Origin of the sequence: Orientia chuto str. Dubai (assembly GCF_000964595.1) — a bacterium.
Taxonomy (GTDB): domain Bacteria; phylum Pseudomonadota; class Alphaproteobacteria; order Rickettsiales; family Rickettsiaceae; genus Orientia; species Orientia mediorientalis.
The window spans coordinates 24,303-41,495 of the sequence record NZ_LANP01000010.1; the positions used below are offsets into that span (position 1 = coordinate 24,303).

The 17,193-nt window shown below is 28.2% G+C and carries 12 protein-coding genes and 3 pseudogenes; 8 read left to right on the forward strand and 7 right to left on the reverse strand.

Features of this window, described 5'->3' with window-relative positions; genetic code table 11:
* From hflC to pal, 3 genes are all read left to right on the forward strand, one after another.
* Positions 1-882, forward strand: a complete 882-nt coding sequence (gene hflC / locus OCHUTO_RS02120) for a protease modulator HflC (protein WP_045797201.1) — start codon at positions 1-3, stop codon at positions 880-882.
* A 4-nt stretch (positions 883-886) separates the two neighbouring features.
* Positions 887-2,290 (forward strand): trypsin-like peptidase domain-containing protein, encoded by a 1,404-nt coding sequence (locus OCHUTO_RS02125; RefSeq protein ID WP_045797202.1) that lies wholly within the window; start codon positions 887-889, stop codon positions 2,288-2,290.
* 162 nt (positions 2,291-2,452) lie between these two features.
* Positions 2,453-3,058, forward strand: coding sequence for a peptidoglycan-associated lipoprotein Pal (gene pal, locus OCHUTO_RS02130; protein ID WP_045797203.1), 606 nt, complete (start codon positions 2,453-2,455; stop codon positions 3,056-3,058).
* Between the two features lie 940 nt (positions 3,059-3,998).
* Here the strand turns inward: pal and trxA are convergent.
* The 4 genes from trxA to OCHUTO_RS02150 form a co-directional block, all read right to left on the reverse strand.
* A complete protein-coding gene (trxA, locus tag OCHUTO_RS02135; protein ID WP_232296939.1) occupies positions 3,999-4,346 on the reverse strand; it encodes a thioredoxin in 348 nt (115 codons plus the stop codon).
* Between the two features lie 11 nt (positions 4,347-4,357).
* The gene (bamA, locus tag OCHUTO_RS02140; protein ID WP_045797205.1) at positions 4,358-6,721 is read right to left on the reverse strand and encodes an outer membrane protein assembly factor BamA; all 2,364 of its coding nucleotides are present in this window, start codon (positions 6,719-6,721) and stop codon (positions 4,358-4,360) included.
* 11 nt (positions 6,722-6,732) lie between these two features.
* Positions 6,733-7,791, reverse strand: a complete 1,059-nt coding sequence (locus OCHUTO_RS02145) for a M50 family metallopeptidase (RefSeq protein WP_045797206.1) — start codon at positions 7,789-7,791, stop codon at positions 6,733-6,735.
* 435 nt (positions 7,792-8,226) lie between these two features.
* A complete protein-coding gene (locus tag OCHUTO_RS02150) occupies positions 8,227-10,767 on the reverse strand; it encodes an AsmA-like C-terminal region-containing protein (protein WP_045797207.1) in 2,541 nt (846 codons plus the stop codon).
* Positions 10,768-10,982: 215 nt separating this feature from the next.
* On the opposite strand from OCHUTO_RS02150, the gene rimM reads away from it, so the two are divergent.
* The 3 genes from rimM to OCHUTO_RS02165 all read left to right on the forward strand — a co-directional run bounded on the left by rimM (position 10,983) and on the right by OCHUTO_RS02165 (position 13,476).
* A complete protein-coding gene (gene rimM, locus OCHUTO_RS02155) occupies positions 10,983-11,477 on the forward strand; it encodes a ribosome maturation factor RimM (protein WP_045797208.1) in 495 nt (164 codons plus the stop codon).
* Positions 11,478-12,074: 597 nt separating this feature from the next.
* Positions 12,075-12,752, forward strand: coding sequence for an amino acid ABC transporter permease (locus tag OCHUTO_RS02160; RefSeq protein ID WP_156961274.1), 678 nt, complete (start codon positions 12,075-12,077; stop codon positions 12,750-12,752).
* On the forward strand, positions 12,745-13,476 hold the full coding sequence (locus OCHUTO_RS02165) for an amino acid ABC transporter ATP-binding protein (RefSeq protein ID WP_045797209.1): 732 nt from the start codon (positions 12,745-12,747) through the stop codon (positions 13,474-13,476). The genes OCHUTO_RS02160 and OCHUTO_RS02165 overlap by 8 nt, the downstream gene beginning before the upstream one ends.
* Positions 13,477-13,700: 224 nt before the next feature.
* On the opposite strand, the pseudogene OCHUTO_RS07055 reads toward OCHUTO_RS02165, so the two are convergent.
* Positions 13,701-13,871 (reverse strand): annotated as a pseudogene (locus OCHUTO_RS07055) (MobA/MobL family protein); the annotation flags it as partial.
* A 35-nt stretch (positions 13,872-13,906) separates the two neighbouring features.
* On the opposite strand from OCHUTO_RS07055, the gene OCHUTO_RS07060 reads away from it, so the two are divergent.
* On the forward strand, positions 13,907-14,311 hold the full coding sequence (locus OCHUTO_RS07060) for an HD domain-containing protein (protein ID WP_370664239.1): 405 nt from the start codon (positions 13,907-13,909) through the stop codon (positions 14,309-14,311).
* Positions 14,312-14,566: 255 nt separating this feature from the next.
* On the opposite strand, the gene OCHUTO_RS05135 is transcribed toward OCHUTO_RS07060, so the two are convergent.
* Positions 14,567-15,523 carry a tetratricopeptide repeat protein gene (locus OCHUTO_RS05135; RefSeq protein ID WP_084215335.1) on the reverse strand — a complete coding sequence of 319 codons (957 nt, stop codon included), beginning with the start codon at positions 15,521-15,523 and terminating at the stop codon, positions 14,567-14,569.
* Positions 15,524-15,774: 251 nt separating this feature from the next.
* Positions 15,775-16,212, reverse strand: a pseudogene (locus OCHUTO_RS05980) (conjugal transfer protein TraD).
* A 228-nt stretch (positions 16,213-16,440) separates the two neighbouring features.
* On the opposite strand from OCHUTO_RS05980, the pseudogene OCHUTO_RS02185 reads away from it, so the two are divergent.
* A pseudogene (locus OCHUTO_RS02185) lies at positions 16,441-17,193 on the forward strand (MobA/MobL family protein); the annotation flags it as partial.

Sequence of the window (17,193 nt, forward strand, 5' to 3'; positions counted from 1 at the left end):
ATGACGATAAAAAAAGTATATTTGATAAAAATTATTGCGATTACTGTAATAGTGCTTGCTCTATTTAATTCTATATTTCAGGTGATGCAACATCAGTATGCGGTAGTTTTTCAATTCGGAGAAGCAATAAAAGTTATATCAGAGCCAGGATTAAAGTTTAAGATACCGTTTATTCAAAATGTGTTGTATTTTGATAAAAGATTAGTTTCTGTTGAAGTATCAGCTAAAGAGCTTACAGCATCTGATGGGAAAAGAGTGATTGTTAATGCATTTGCTAAATTTAAAATTATTGACCCTATTACTTTTTTTAAAACAGTGTATAATCATAATGGAGTAAAAGTTAGATTGAATAAAATTATTGAGTCTGCAATGCGAAAAGTTATTGGGCGAGCTACTTTTATTACTTTATTATCTAAGCAAAGATCTGAGATAATGGCTGATATTTATGATTTAGTTAATAAGGAAGGAAAATCATTTGGTGTTGATGTAATTGATGTTAGAATTTCAAGAACTGATTTACCAAAAGAAAATAGTGCAGCAATCTATCAGAGAATGCAAACAGAGAGAGAAAAAGAAGCTAAGCAGATTAGAGCTGAAGGAAAAGAAGAAGCTGTTAGAATAAGATCAAAAGCTGATAAAGAATGTGATATTATTTTGGCAGATTCTTATAAGCAGGCAAAGATATTAGAAGGGGATGGAGATGCTGAGGCTTCTCGTATATACAATAGTGTATATAGTCAAGACCCAGAATTTTATCGGTTTTACCAATCGTTATTAACTTATTCTAAGGTGTTAAGCAAGGATGATACTACCTTCGTAGTATCTCCTAATAGCGAATTGTTTAAGTTTTTAAATTTAAGTAACATTAATATTAAAGGTTGAATTTATGAAAAAAGTATTTTATCTACACTTAATGGTATTTGCATTACAAGGTATAAGTAATGTGCATTCTAAAGTACAGCTCTTAAATCAAAAAGCAGCTTTACCTCAACAGAAATCAGCAGAATATGTTAATGTAAGTAGTTTATCAGATATAGTTGAATCATTAGTGCCGACTGTAGTAAGTATTTATGCTGTAGAAACTAATATTGGAGTTAACTTTAATAATAAGTTTTCTAAATCTCAACAAGAAGTATTTTTAGGTTCTGGTATTATAATAGATAGCTCTGGATATATTGTGACTAATGATAATGTTATAGCAGGAGCTAATAATATAAAGGTAAAATTGCATGATGGTTCAGAACTAATAGCAGAATTAGTTGGTGGAGATAGTAAAATTAATATAGCTTTGTTAAAAGTTAATTCTTCAACTGTATTACCGTATGCTAGTTTTGGTGACTCAAATCAATCTAGAATCGGAGATCAGGTTATTGTGATAGGAAGTCCTTTTGGATTAGAAGGGACAGTAACTAATGGTATTATTTCTGCTAAGGGGCGGGATATAGGTAGTTCAATAGTAAATGATTTTATTCAAACTAATGCTGTTGTGCATATGGGTAGCTTTGGTGGGCCAATGTTCAATCTTGATGGAAAAGTTATCGGAATAAATTCTCTTCATGTATCACACTCGGGTGTAAGCTTTGCTATCCCATCCAACACTGTATTAGAAGCAGTTGAACACTTAAAAAAAGGAGAAAAGATTCGCCGTGGTATGTTAAATATTATGCTTAATGAATTAACTCCAGAATTAAATGAAAGTTTAGGCTTAAAGCAAGATCAAACTGGAGTTTTAATAACTGAAGTTATAAAGGATGGTTCTGCTGCACGATGCGGAATTATTCCTGGGGATATCATTACTAAATTCCATGATAAGGAAGTAAAAAAAGGCAGAGATTTGCAGGTAGCTGTGTCCTCTACTATGCTTAATTCTGAGAGGGAGGTATCTCTTTTACGTAATGGGAAACCTATTTCTTTGAAATGTAAAATTATTGGTAATAAAGGTGAAGATAGTGAGCAGCAGAGTAATGACCAAAGCATTGTAGTTAATGGTGTAAAATTTGTTGATCTTACTTCTGATGTAATGAAGAAATATAATATTTCTTCTAATGCTACTGGTGGCCTACTTGTTCTTGAAGTTTCGCCTAACTCTTCTTGGGGAAGACAAGGATTTAGAATTGGTTTGAGACCTAGAGATATAATTTTATCAGTTAAGCATGATGATAATAAAAAGGATATTTCTGTTAAAACATTAAGGGAAGTAGTGACAAATATAAAGCATGATGAAATTTTTTTGACAGTGCAAAGACAAGATAGAATGCTTTACATTGCTTTACCTAACATTAATAAGTAAACTTTTTAAATATAAAAAAAATCTAAAGTCAATTTTTTAATTGACTTTATTAGACATGGTATTAACTTTAGAAATATTTTAATTAGCTAGTTTTTTATTAAAAATTTTATAGTATTATTGTAATCAATATAGTTTATTAAGTATTGTTATGGGTAAGTAATTATGGTTAAAAAGTTAGTTGTTAGCATATGTGTATTAGTATTACTTTCTGGTTATAAGTGGAAATGTTTATGGTCAAGTTCTAAGTCAGCATTTTTTTCTCTGGGATCAGGAACTAAGGGTTTTCAAGAAGATGAGGATGATATGTCAGAAATTGTTACAAATATTAATTTTGAAAATAGAGATCAGGTAGCAGATAATAATTTACAGCAAGGGGAATATTTTGATATAAAGAATGAGGAATTTTTACAGGCTGTAGATGGAAACCATAAGGTATATTTTGCAACTGAAAAATTTGATATCTCTGAAGAAAGTAAAAAGGTTTTAAAAAAACAGAGTGATTGGCTGAAAAGTAATTCTGAAGTCAGAGTAATGATCGAAGGGCACTGCGATGAGCGTGGAACTAGAGAGTATAATCTTGCTCTTGGAAAAAAAAGAGCTGATGCTGTTAAGCAATTTTTAATTACATTAGGTGTAAGCAAAGATAAGATAGAAACTACTTCTTATGGAAAAGACAAGCCTGAGGTTGAAGTTACTAAAAATAATAAAGAAGAAGCTTATAGACGAAACCGTAGAGCTGTGACCATTATTAGGAGTTCTGTTCTCTGAAAAAAAAGGAAGGAAAGCGTGCTTTTAAGGATAAAATTTTTGCTTGTGCGCTTTTTTCTATAACTATAAAAAAATTTTTTTTATCCCTCATACAGACTAAAATAAATGTTTTCTGCTATCCATCAGCATAATTTTATTTTCATCTATAGATAGATTTTGATGTGTGAGATCCAAATGTACTCTTACTTTAAAAAGAGAAATTTTTTTAAAAGCTCTTTTTTTTCTTTTGAATAAAAAAAACAAAGATGGTATTATATGTACGTGTGTGAGAGTAGAAGAGTTGAAAAAATTGATCAGTAAAATAAATACTACAATTTATTATCATTAAATAATTATATATCGTGTTATTGCGCTTATAAGCGCTTGAATAAAATTATATATAAAGTTTATTTCACTATATGGTTCGTAAAAAAAAATTTAAATAATTTTTTTAAGCTTCTGCTATAGCTAGCATATAGTATGTAGATTTCTATAATATGTGTTACAGAAATTTGCAAGCTATCAATTTTTTTGGAAATTTTCTTCTAGCAAAGAAAGTAATGTAGAAAAGTTTTTACTACTTGCTTTTGGATAATGGAAAGACGTTTTTAAGAAAAACTTTTGAGGATAGCCTTTTTTTTTATCCGTTTATTATATAGAGATAAGTTATAGGTTTGATTTCTACACTCGATAGTAAGGTACCTTGAAGTTAGGTTATATTTTTTATATTAAACTTTTAAAAATTTTTGCCCCCAAAAAACTTTAAAAAAATTTCCTCTAGTGGACCTAAAACTTTTTTTTCAGAGCTATATATAACTAATAGATCTAGATCTAAGTTAAAAACAATACTTTGACAAATAACATGGTAACTAGAAAAAATAACAACCTTGGCAGAAAAAAGCATATTTGCTAAAAAATAGCCAATATATAAAATTTAAGCCATAATGCTATAATAATTAGTTCATTTATATGGTGTTACATAATTACTAATCCAATCTATAATATCTTGTTTGCTTTTGCCTCCTACTTCTCTAGAAACTGCGTCTCCATTACTAAATAATATTAATGTTGGAATACTTTGTATTTTAAAATCAGTAGCAACTTGAACATTTTTTTCTATGTTGATTTTTACTATTTTTATCTTATCTGATAATTCTTCAGATATTTCTACTAAAATTGGAGAAAGCTGACGGCATGGCCCACACCAATCAGCATAAAAATCTACTAATATTAGCTTATTCTTAGATAGAAGAACTTCTTGTTTAAAATTTTCTTCATCATTAATCTCTATAATATTTTTAGTCATCATAATCTCCTATATTAACTATAAAAATCTAGTGAAAATCCAAACCTTTCCACTTCATCATATTTTTCGCTTTTAATAGGTATAGCATAGAAAAATTTTATTGGTTGTCCTATTATATCAAAAGTTAATCCAACACCAATAGACGCTCTTAGGCTGAATTTTTCACTATCAGCAAAGCAATTATTATTACCAACAACACCTATTATTTTTTTGCTAATTCCCCAAATACTACCTATATCCATAAAAACTGATCCTCTAGCATTTAACTCTTCTGGTACCCCTATTGGAAAAAATAACTCAGAACTTGCTGTAAAACTATTAGTTCCTCCTATTCTTAAGTCTATAGCTTGTATTCTAGGACCTATGCCATTATTATTAAACCCTCTAAGGTGGTCTTGACTACTTTTCAGCAAATCATAAACATTAATTTCTTCACCAAAAATTCCTTTAATATTGCTAAACCTGGTAACAAACATTAATGTTACTTTATTATCAAGAAATGACTTATAAAACTTTGCCATTACTGTATTTTTAAGATATTTTACTGTTCCTCCTAAACCAGAGAATGATATTCCATAACGCATAAAATATCCATTTTTAGGTTTACGAAAGTTATCAGTTCTGTTGTATGTAACAGCTCCATCAACTATTGAATAAATAAAATCGTGGTTTTCACCATATATATTTTGAATAACTTTATCAGATACTGTATCTCCCTTATCGAACTTAAGGGTATACCCTAATGTGCCAATAAGATGCTCTGTTAGATTACGATCTACCTCAATACCAATTCCATAAACATTATGTGAATAATAATCCTCTCCCTTGTATTTTTTCATAACTGTATATTGATTATTATTTTCTTTTGTCTGACTTTTACTTTTCAAATCAGAAGGCTCTTTCCCAAGATGGAAAAGATGCAATTTTCCTAAAAAACCGCTACCAATAAAATTGGGATCCATAATACTGATAGATTGTATTGAATTTTTTTTAGCAATTGATAGCTCCGCACTGATTAATTTTCCGGTCCCTATAAAATTGTCCCAACTAAAACCAAAACTTCCAGTTAATCCAGTTAAGCTATTGTAGCCAGCACTGAGGTTAAGACCACGCAGTCTTTTCCCCTCTTTTATCTCAACTAAAACATCACAATAATCACTATCTGCAACTGGCACTATACTTACAATAACATCCTCTATAAAGTTTAACCCTATAATGTTTTTTTTGGTTATTTCTAATTTTTTTTCATCTAACACATCACCTTCAATTAACTTTATTTCTCTTCTAATAACATAGTCTTGTGTAATCTCATTGCCTAGAATGTTGATATTACGTATATAAGCTTCTTTTGCAAAATCAATAACAAATACTACATCTATAATGGATGAGTTCTCGCTACGATATTTTATCTTAGGATAAAGCTGAACTTGATGTAATCCTTTTTTATGTAAAGCATCTGTAATTTCCTGGCTAATATTATTTAATCTTACATTATTAAAGAGCGTATTTGAACCTAATTTTAAAAATTTACTAAATTCTTCAGTATTAATAGATGGAATATTAGTTTCTAAACTTACTTTTCCAAAGTTAAATCTTTTATCTTCATCAATAATATAAGTAATAACTACAAAGTCTTTAGCTGGACTAAGTTCAATACTAGATGAAATATTACAATGCGCAAAGCCGTTATTTCGATAAAATTGTTGTAGTAATGCTTTATCATGCTCGATATACATAACATTATAAAATGTTAAAGGTGATGCAAAGTTGGTCCAACGCTTCTCTTTACATAAAGTTACTGAGTGTAATTTTTCATCACTATAATGGTTGTTACCAACAAATAAAATTTTCTTGATAAAAACTCTAGGACCTTCATTTATCTTAAAAGTTACAACAACTTCTCCATTATTGGTAGTACTAATTTCAGATGTAACTTGTGCTAAAAAGAAACCTGCTGCCTTATATTCTTCAACTAATCTTGTAATATTTTCCTGTAATTCTGAATCAATAAGCATATTGCCAGCTTTAATAGTAATCATTGCAAGCAAGGCTTTTTTAGATATAGATCCTGAATCATTGACTAGCTTAACTTCTGTTATCAATGGGGCTTCTTGTACTTTTACTGTTAGCTTACTATCAATAAAACTTATGCTTACATCTTTAAAAAATTTTGTATAATGTAGAGCTAGTAAAATATCATTTTCTTTGCTATAGTTTAACTCATCTCCAATAGATACTCCCAATTTACTGATAATTGTTTCACTTTCAATGCGTTGATTACCTATTACTTCTATATTCTTAATTTTATCAGCTACAACAATGCTGCATAAATTAGCAAATAATATACCAGCTAAGCTATACCATATAAATTTATTCACAGTTCTTAATCCTAAAATTTAAACAATAAATTCTTTATATCATTTGATACAGAAATTACAATTAAAAAAATAATAATTGCAGTGCCTAGTTGCATAGTAATATTATAAACAGTCAAATTTATGGATCTCCTACCAGCAATTATTTCATACATAAGATAAAGAAGCCTTCCTCCATCTAATGGAGGAATAGGTAATAAGTTCATCAAACCTAAGCTAATTGATAAATTTACTAAAAAGTATAAAAAATTGCTTCCACCGCGACTAATTGCTTTACTAGATTCATATGCTATACCTACTATACCTACAACCTCTGCTGCAGAATTTTGTCCTGTTAATTTTTGCCATAGTGTTATAAATATTAACTTAGATAATTTCACAGTATAACTAACTGATTCTAACATACTATTAAGTAAAGTGCCACGAATATGTACTAACTTTCCTCTAATTCCTAAGTCTCCAATTTTAATTTCACCACCATTCAATTTATATAATTTTGTCTGTGGAACTATATTTTTTTCTATTAATTGATTATCTCTTTCTAAGATTACATTTATTGGTACATCTGGATAATTAAAAGCTATCAGCATTGTATCTAAAAAATTATAAACTTTAACACCAGCGACCTCAGTTATCAGATCGCCCTCATAGATACCAGCTTTATGTGCTGCAGAACCTGGAATTACACGATCTACAATAGATGAAATTGTGTATTTACCATAGGTACTACCTAAAAATGTAAGTGCTGCAAGTGCAAAAATAAAATTTGCTGCTGGACCAGCTAGTACTATAAGTATTTTATTAATGATAGGTTGATTATTATAATTTTTTTTATCCTTAGAATTTTGCGAATGCTGCTGCATGCGAACAAATCCACCTAATGGAAGTATGCATACCTTCCATCTAGTAAGATTTTTATCAAGAAATGAAAATAATTCTTTTCCTAAACCTATTGAAAATTCTTGAACATAAACTCCACACCATCTAGCACAAAAGTAATGACCAAATTCATGCACGAAAATTAAAAAGTTTGTAGTAATAATAAATGATAATATTGTTGTTACTAAAAACATTACTTCTTACACAATGTAAATATAAAAATTTAATAAAAATCAAGCAACAATTACAGTGTAAGTTAATATAAAAGTTTATTCAACACAATATAACTTAATTTATGAAATTGATTAGGAAAAAACTTAGAGAGGTAAATTAGTGGCGAACAATATCACTTAACAAAATGATTTACAAAGGATAAGATATGCTACATAGAAGATTAAACAAAATTATCAAAGAAAGAATCTTATGAAAAAAGACATAGATATCCTCATTACTATTTTATAGATAATTTCGTCAAAATTAGCAATAAAAAGGAAAATCAACTTTGCTGTGCTTCTTTTTGAAGTCTATAGTTTTTTAGTAAAAAAATGCTAAGTATAATATTTACTCTCTTTTTATACTTAAATATGTTTCTTATATCAAACTCAGATTAAAAAAGCTAATTTTTTAAGTTAGCGATAAAACTGAATGGTTTTAACAGGTTTATGGTAGTCACCATAAAACTTTAAATGCAATTTTTGATTTGATAAATTATTTCTATCTTTAGTACTATTAATTTTAAAATAAGAATTAAACTCTAATTTTTTTTGATCTAACATTACTACTCCTGTCCCTTCACCATTTAGTTGTTCAGTATTTAGCTTATACTTACTAAACTGTAATACACCTTTATTAAACTGAAAGTCTCCTTCTACTGTCTGAAAAATTGTCTTACCATGATCTGTAGCTATATTAATATCTTGTTGTAAGTTATCGTAGATATAATTATTATGTGTAACTTTATCAATTAAGTAATCAAGAGACATATTATTGATTTCAATATCTTTAGCTATAAATTTAGCTGTGACATTAAGGTTATTTATTAACTCAGTTAGATTTTCTCCATTTGTAGTTATAGTACCTTGCATACTAGCTAATCCCTGTGGTAAGAAAGTTGCGTTATTTTGTAATGAAAAAGAAAAAGTAGGTATATGAAATGAATTATAAGCATACACTAATGTTGTAGATAACGGAGACATTAATATACCACCTTTAGCTTTAAATTCACTATTATCAATGTGTGCATTAAAATCCTTTACCTCGATAATTTGGCTTTGAACTGCTAATTTAGCAGCCAAGTCTTGTATTAATTTGTTATTGTATAAAAGTTTCTGTAAATTAGCATTTAAATTAACAACAACTTTTTGATACTTTAGCTTATCAATGAGCTTTTTTATATTATTAAAAATCTGATTACTATTATTCTCATTATTAAGATATAACTCCCCTTGATCAATTGTAACATTAATTTTAGGCTTTATATCCTTGGTATGAAAGCTTACCTTGCCTATAAGATTATTTTTTCCATTTCTATAATAAAAATTATCAATATTAATTTGTCCTGGAAACAAATATGCAAGTATAAAAAGCTTACTAGGTTTTTCCTGATTTTGAAAAGTAATTGACTTAAAATTTAGATTAAGGCATGCATTATAATTAATAGTATTTAAAGGTACAAATTTCATCACGTAATCCTGTTTTTCTATACCAGTACTTAAGCTTTGATAATACTCTAATAATGAAGAAATTAATGGATAATTTGATTTATTTAAATCAAAATCAAATAATGTTAATCTAGCAAAAACCCTTGATAGATTACTTCCAACTAACTTATTATACATGCTACCTTGAATTTTAGCACTTCCTATTTGCATATTTATATCATATAGCTGGTGATCGATAATTGTTGATCTAATATTGCTTTCAAACAATAGAGATTGTACTTCATTTACTGCTATATTTTTAAAATTTAATAGAGATAGCAAGTTATTAATATTGTTATGCTCTAATCTTATTTTACCTTCAAATAATGATCGATATTGATTTTGTTTTACTTTTCCTGCGATTTTAAAACTACCGCCAGAACTAATAGTGCCAGAGAAATCATGAATGTTCATAATCTGATCTCTAACTTTGCTAATAAAAGATATATTTGTAAGCTTTTCTTCACATATAAGAACATTCTTAGCAGTAATTGTAATATCGCTATTATCAGTGGAAAGTTTTATTATATTTTTTTTGCCTTGAAAATTGACAATATTATCACTATTTCTACCGAAAAATAATTGATTCAGTGCTAATTTACTAAATGTTATATTAATTATATCAGCAGTCTGTGGATTATTAAAGTGTGTAATACTGCCTACAGCCTCTATAGAGGCTGAATTGATTTTTAGATTTTTAATTGATACCATTTGGTCTATAATATTGGTATCAAAAATTAATTCAACCTGCTCATTAGTGTTAAATTTATTTAGTATGGAATCAATATCATAGTAATAGCTATTAATAAAATGGCTTAAGTCTTTGATTAGCAATCTACAACTACCTACCGGCAATTGATGCTCATTTAGCGAACCTTTAAATATTAGGGAATAGTTTTCAGAAGAAAATTCCAAATTAATTTCCTGTTGGCTATCACATGGTAGAGTTCCTTTCACTCGATGAATATCATCTAAAACACCTTGAATCAGATATTGATCATTTACTAAACTTGCTGTTAATGCATTAACTGTGTGTGTTATATTTTTGTGTAAATTAATACAGTTAACATTCATCATTTGTATGTCATATCTTCCAGGTAAAAATTCATAAATACTATCAATCAAATTTATCATATAATCAAATCGTGATCTGCCAATTGTAATATTGGCATCTTCAATTACCAGGTGAGATACTTTTGGCTGAAAAGTAAGCAATGACAATGGTGAAAAATATATTTTTACTTTTTTGATGAGAAAATTTTTATTATCTACTGATAAATTATCAACACTAATTTGAGGTATTGGAAATTTTTTTGCTACTAGTTTAGTATTAAAGGATAGTTTTTTATTTGACAGTACAAGTTGTTGTACATGTTTTGAAAGCTTATTATAGTTAAATAGATATATTATTAATATTAAGCATATAAATAATAGCAAGAAAATGGCAGAAAAATAGAGTTTTTTCTTCATAAGGTTTACTTTAAATAATATATTCTATATAATTTATTGCTGTACATTAATGAAATTATATAACTGTTATTTTAATATTCCTAAGCAGATCATAGATTTGCATATTGTACAAATAAAAAAATTCTTAATGTTTTCAAGAATATAATCAACTTAATGCTTTATAGTTTTTTTGAAAAAATACTATAAAAATTACACATATTAATACATTCTTTATTATGTCAAGTAAAAGTAAATTGATTGCTGTTGGTATCATATCATCCCCTTATGGAATTAGAGGGCAGGTAGCTGTTAAATCTTTTACTGATCCTGCAGGTAATATTTTGAACTATGAATTAAAAGACTGTCACAAAAATATTATAAAAATTCACTCAGCAAAAATATTAGCAAAAAAAATTATATGTAATATTGATAAAATTACAACTCGTACTGCAGCTGAGCAATTAGTACATAAAAAATTATATATTTATAAGTATGAACTACCTCAGTTGCAAGAATCAGAATATTATATTGAAGATCTTAAGGGAAAGAAAGTTAAGAACTTAGCAGGAGAAATTATCGGTAAAATTTGCAATATTTGTAATTATAATGCTGGAGATATCATTGAAATAGAATATAATAATGGAACAAAGATTATGTATCCGTTTACTAAAGAAATATTTCCTCAAATAACAGAGGGTTTTGTTATTGTAAACCTTCCTGAGATTATATAGCATAACAAAAAATTTACTTTTATTAAGATTAATTTGCAATATTTAAATATATGCTTTTAACTTGAAGAGTTGAAAAAATTATCAGTAAAAAAAACTATAAGTTGATCTTTTATTAAAGATTCTAATATAGTTCTTAAAATTTAGGAATATTTGCAAAAAAACTGCTATAGAGAATTGGGAAATGATTCAAAATTAGCACAAATTTATTATATAGCTAAACTAGTATAAAACAGTTAGTAATAAATTGTGAAAAATAGTTCACAGGTGGTGAGAGATATCTATAAGAGAGGATCTCAGGAAAATATATAACAGCTCTATACTGTTTTATAGATACTTTTATTAAAATAAATGGATTATATAGCTTATATATTTATCTTATAATACTAGAAAGCCTTAAAATATCTAGAATAAGATATTTTCATAATTGACCTCTCTAGCTTCCATACATAATTCTATTTCTAATCTAAAACTGAGGTAGTAACATAGGTTTTTCCATAGAAAAATTATTTTGCTATATTATTAAGGTTATTCTATGTTAGATGTATTATTTGAGCTATAGAATAAAGTATTGATTTTTCTGAATCTTTTAATTTATAAATGTACTTATGCAGATCAATAAAGGAGGTTTTTATTATAATAACTAATAATTTATGGCAAGTATTCAGTAATGTAGCTTTAGGAATTCCTATAACTTTACAATATGCTTTTAGTGCGGTTTGCTTAGGGTTTATTATTGCTGTATTGTTAACAGTAAGCAGAATGTCTAAGTATAAAATATTAAGATTTGGATCTAATACTTATATATCAGTTTTTCGTGGTACTCCATTAATAATACAGTTATACATAATATATTTTTCTTTTAAAATAAGTAATATATTCTTTGCTGGGGTGCTTGTATTTTCACTGAATTCTGGAGCTTACGTTGCAGAGATTATCAAGTCTGGAATTAATTCAGTCGATAAAGGTCAGATTGAGGCCGGTTTAGCTCTTAATATACCTTATTTTTATATTATGAAAGATATTATTTTACCTCAAGCTCTGAGAAAAATTATTCCTGCATTAGTTAATGAAGTTATTAACCTTCTTAAGGAGTCATCTATTATTTCAGTATTAGGAGGAATGGATTTAATGGGTAGAGCTAAAATTTTATCTCAGACAACCTATGATTTTTTTACTCCTATGATTAGTGTTGCATTATGTTATTATATTTTAGTATTAATTTTAAGTTTTATTGCACAAATTTTAGAAAAAAAATTAAAATTGAAGTATGACTAGCGTAATAAAATTAGAAAATGTTTCAAAAAAATTTGGCAAATTTTCGGCTCTTTATAATGTTAATTTTGAGCTTTTTAAAAATGAATCTGTTATTATTTTAGGGCCATCAGGAAGTGGAAAGTCAACTTTATTAAGATGCATTTGTCAATTAGAAAATATTAGTAGTGGTAAAATCTTTGTTGATGGTCAACAAATTAACTCCTCAAATAAGAAGGAATTGCTATCTAAAGTTAGTATAGTTTTTCAACATTTTAATTTATTTTCTCATTTTACAGTGCTACAAAACTTAATCTATGCTGCGCAAATAGTTTTGAATATGTCTACACAAGATGCAATAACAAAAGCTGATGAATTATTACTATCATTTGGTTTAAAAAATAAAAAGAATGATATGCCTGCTAAACTTTCAGGAGGGCAGAAGCAAAGAGTAGCAATTTGTAGAGCACTAATGATGAGCCCAGAAGTTATGTTATTTGACGAACCAACTTCAGCTCTAGATCCAGAATCAATTATCGAAGTAGTTAACACTATTACAAAATTAAAACATAGTATGAGTGTCGTCATTGTAACCCATAACATTGCCTTTGCTAAAGTTATTGCTGATCGAATAATTTTTATGGATAAAGGACATATTTTAGCCTGTCAAAGTGTATTAGATTTTTTTAACGAACCTAAGTCACATAGAGCAAGATTATTTCTTGAAAATTTGCATAACTTTTATTAAAGTTTTAAAATAAAAATTATTAGCATTAAATCATTTGAAATTGTTATACCTTTGTATAGCAAGGATGCTGTAACTTTACATACAATCTAGACTATTAATATCTATCTTCAGGTGTACTTGAAGTACAATGTAATAGTATGATTCTGATAAGAGAAACCTTTCTTTAATTACTTATCTTCCACAGTTTCTAGAGCATGTTGTTACTACAAGGTATAATTTGTACAATTCTTAAATTTTGGATTTACATAAGTTGGTAGCAGCACTGTATGGTATACATTATCTTTCTTGCGAGAAAAATTATAACTCATATTTGTTTGTTCGTTTTTAACAAAAATTCGTGCATTATACGCTGCTTTACAACAACTATCTCCTCCTTTGCTTCTACTTAATGTTATGTTACTACAGTGAGAGCTTACTAAATAAGCTGTTTATGTTCAATGTGAGATTTAATGCAAAAATTGATCTCGATAATGTTGAAAAAGCTATTTTTTTTGCTAAGGAATATCATGGACAGCAAATGAGGGATACAGGAGAACCATATTATACGCATCCATTGGAAGTAGCATGTATGGTAGCAGACTATAGCTTTGAAACTGACACCATTATTACAGCAATATTACATGACACTATCGAAGATACAAGTCTTACACAAGAAGATATTGCTGAGGCATTTAGTATAAAAATTGCAGAACAGGTTTCTGATCTTACTAGAATTAGTGATAACAAAAAAATTAGTTCTAGGCAAATGATTAAAACATTGCGTCTGCAAAATAAAAAGGATTTGTTATTAATAAAATTATGCGACCGCTACATAATATTAAAACTATATCAATAAAACCTTATGATAAAAGACAAGAATAGTCATTGAAACGAGCAAGAATTTGTACCTCTTGCTCGATACCTTAAACTATCAGAGATTGCTGATGAGCTAAGTGGATATTGTTTCTTTCATACTGATTTTGATAATGAGTGCTGGTTAAAAGAACTTTTAAATGAGATAGTTTTAAAAAAACAGCATTTGTTTCTTTAACCTAGGATCACAACTAGATCCTTAATGTTAATGCTTTTTAATGTTATCAAAATAATTTTTTTAAATGTAAGCTTGTTCAAAATCAGGTTTATATTTAATAGCTGTATCGTAATTTTTAATTGCCTCTTGATATTGTCCTAATTCGAACAAGGCATTTCCCTTATTATTATAAGTCTTTGCATCATTTGGGTTGTATTTAATAGCTGTATCGTAATTTTTAATTGCCTCCTTATATTGTCCTAAATGGCTTAAAGCAATTCCTTTATTATAATAAGCCTCTGCATAATTTGGGTTATATTTAATAGCTGTATCGTAATTTTTAATTGCCTCTTGATATTGTCCTAAATGGCTTAAAGCAATTCCTTTATTATTATAAGCATCTGCATCATTTGGGTTGTATTTAATAGCTGTATCATAACTTTTAATTGCCTCTTGATATTGGCCTAATTCGAACAAGGCAATTCCCTTATTATAATAAGCATCGGTATAATTTGGGTTATATTTAATAGCTGTATCATAACTTTTAATTGCCTCTTGATATTGGCCTAATGTTTTTAAAGCAACTCCTTTGTTATTATAAGCACCTACATTATTTGGGTTGTATTTAATAGCTGTATCGTAATTTTTAATTGCCTCCTTATATTGTCCTAATTTAAACAAAGCAATTCCTTTATTATAATAAGCCTCTGCATCATTTGGGTTGTATTTAATAGCTGTATCGTAATTTTTAATTGTCTCTTGATATTGGCCTAAATCGCTTAAAGCAAGTCCTTTAGCACAATAAGCCTCTGCATCATTTGGGTTGTATTTAATAGCTGTATCGTAATTTTTAATTGCCTCCTTATATTGTCCTAAATGGCTTAAAGCAAGTCCTTTATTATTATAAGCTTGTTCAAAATCAGGTTTATACTGAATAGCTGTATCATAATTTTTAATTGCCTCCTTATATTGTCCTAAATGGCTTAAAGTAAGTCCTTTATTATAATAGGCCTCTGCAAAATTTGGGCTGTATTTAATAGCTGTACATAACTTTTAATTGCTTTTTGATACTTTCTTAACTTAAAAAAGAATTTCCTTTATTCAAATATTTTTCTGCTGCTAATATATCTTTATTCTGAATTAAATTCTGTTGTTAGCTGATTATTTTGTTCTGATGCAATAGCTGTATTTGAGATTTTATAATAAAACAGCTTACATTTATAAATTTCATATAATTACTTTTAACTTTTGCCTGTATTGAATGTTATCAGAAAATTTGTCAAGATTCTTTATTTTGCATTATTTCTATTTAAATTATTGAGATACAAGCTCAAGTCATATTGAAATGGAGTAGGCCTGTTTAAGGAGTTTACATGGCCATTCCATTCATTACGGTAATTTAGCCATGATTCTAATGTGGCTTAGTGTTTCATCTGGTTCAGAGATAAAATCACGTGGCTTTGTTTTTTTGCTCCTTATCAAAAATATCTTACCAATTTAGTCCAATGATCTTGAACAGTTGGATGTTGTGTAAAGTATCCTTTAGATAACAAAAGCACCAAATAGATGTTAGTAGGTAAATGATCTATTTTAGCTTTAACAGCTAAACCACCAATTTCTATAAGACGACTAGTACGCATTCTACGCTCTTTATCTTTTAGATTAAGTTCTTCCATTATAATTTTAGCTTTTTTTTGCTGAAGACTATGCTGCATAAGATTTACCATGTTAGTAATGAAGAAAAATAAAAAAAAATCAGGCCAGAATATATCAAAATAAAATTCCAGTAAAGAAACCGAACCTACCAAACCAACATCAAATAAATACAGTAAAAAACGATAATCCAAGTTATAAGCTTCATTGTAAGATAAGCTTATACACGATAAGTGCTTGAAAAAAATATACTGGCAAAATTAAAAAACTCATGTTACTGTGAAAGTCAGGTGAGAATTAGGATGGCGATACAGTTTCAAGAATAGAATTTTAAGTAGAAGCAAAGGAGGAGATAGTTGTTGTAAAGCAGCGTATAATGCACGAATTTTTGTTAAAAATGAACAAACAAATACGAGTTATAACTTTTCTCGCAAGAAAGATAATGTATACCATACAGTGCTGCTACCAACTTATGTAAATCCAAAATTCAAGAATGTACAAACATTAATGAATGAGGTGGAACGAACTGAAACAAGAAGAAATAGCCAATTGTTAAAAGATGTAGTAATAGCTTTACCAGATGATAAAGAGTTGAATTTAGACGATAGAATAGAGATTACACACAGAATAGTTAAGAAGATGGAATGGGTGAAACACGGACTTGGAGTACAAATAGATATTCATAAGCCTCACAGAGGTGATAAAAACTGGCATGCACATGTATTGGTTACTACTAGAAGATTTGAAAAGAATGGTGAAAAATTAGGTGTTAAGGCGGTAAACTCAAATCCTCAGTTTAGAACAGTTAATGGAAAACATTATATAATTCCAGAATCTAAAATGATTCATGAAAAGGTAAAGGAAGTAATAAACGAATATTTTGCTGAATTAGGATTGGATAACAAAGTAGATCAGATAAGTACAGTTCCACAAATGCATGTTGGTCCTGTTAGGATAAGAAGTTTTATTAATGAAATAGCTAATGCAAATGAGTTACGCAAAGAGGCTCATCTTCAGATTATTAGCGATGCTGATGAAGTATTAAATCATATAAA

What these genes read in the sequence shown, in the direction of transcription:
- hflC (WP_045797201.1), top strand. Translation starts at nt 1, where the DNA reads ATGACGATAAAAAAAGTATATTTGATAAAAATTATTGCGATTACTGTA.
- OCHUTO_RS02125 (WP_045797202.1), top strand. Translation starts at nt 887, where the DNA reads ATGAAAAAAGTATTTTATCTACACTTAATGGTATTTGCATTACAAGGT.
- pal (WP_045797203.1), top strand. Translation starts at nt 2,453, where the DNA reads ATGGTTAAAAAGTTAGTTGTTAGCATATGTGTATTAGTATTACTTTCT.
- trxA (WP_232296939.1), bottom strand. Translation starts at nt 4,346, where the DNA reads ATGATGACTAAAAATATTATAGAGATTAATGATGAAGAAAATTTTAAA.
- OCHUTO_RS02145 (WP_045797206.1), bottom strand. Translation starts at nt 7,791, where the DNA reads ATGTTTTTAGTAACAACAATATTATCATTTATTATTACTACAAACTTT.
- OCHUTO_RS02150 (WP_045797207.1), bottom strand. Translation starts at nt 10,767, where the DNA reads ATGAAGAAAAAACTCTATTTTTCTGCCATTTTCTTGCTATTATTTATA.
- rimM (WP_045797208.1), top strand. Translation starts at nt 10,983, where the DNA reads ATGTCAAGTAAAAGTAAATTGATTGCTGTTGGTATCATATCATCCCCT.
- OCHUTO_RS02160 (WP_156961274.1), top strand. Translation starts at nt 12,075, where the DNA reads ATGTACTTATGCAGATCAATAAAGGAGGTTTTTATTATAATAACTAAT.
- OCHUTO_RS02165 (WP_045797209.1), top strand. Translation starts at nt 12,745, where the DNA reads ATGACTAGCGTAATAAAATTAGAAAATGTTTCAAAAAAATTTGGCAAA.
- OCHUTO_RS07060 (WP_370664239.1), top strand. Translation starts at nt 13,907, where the DNA reads ATGTTCAATGTGAGATTTAATGCAAAAATTGATCTCGATAATGTTGAA.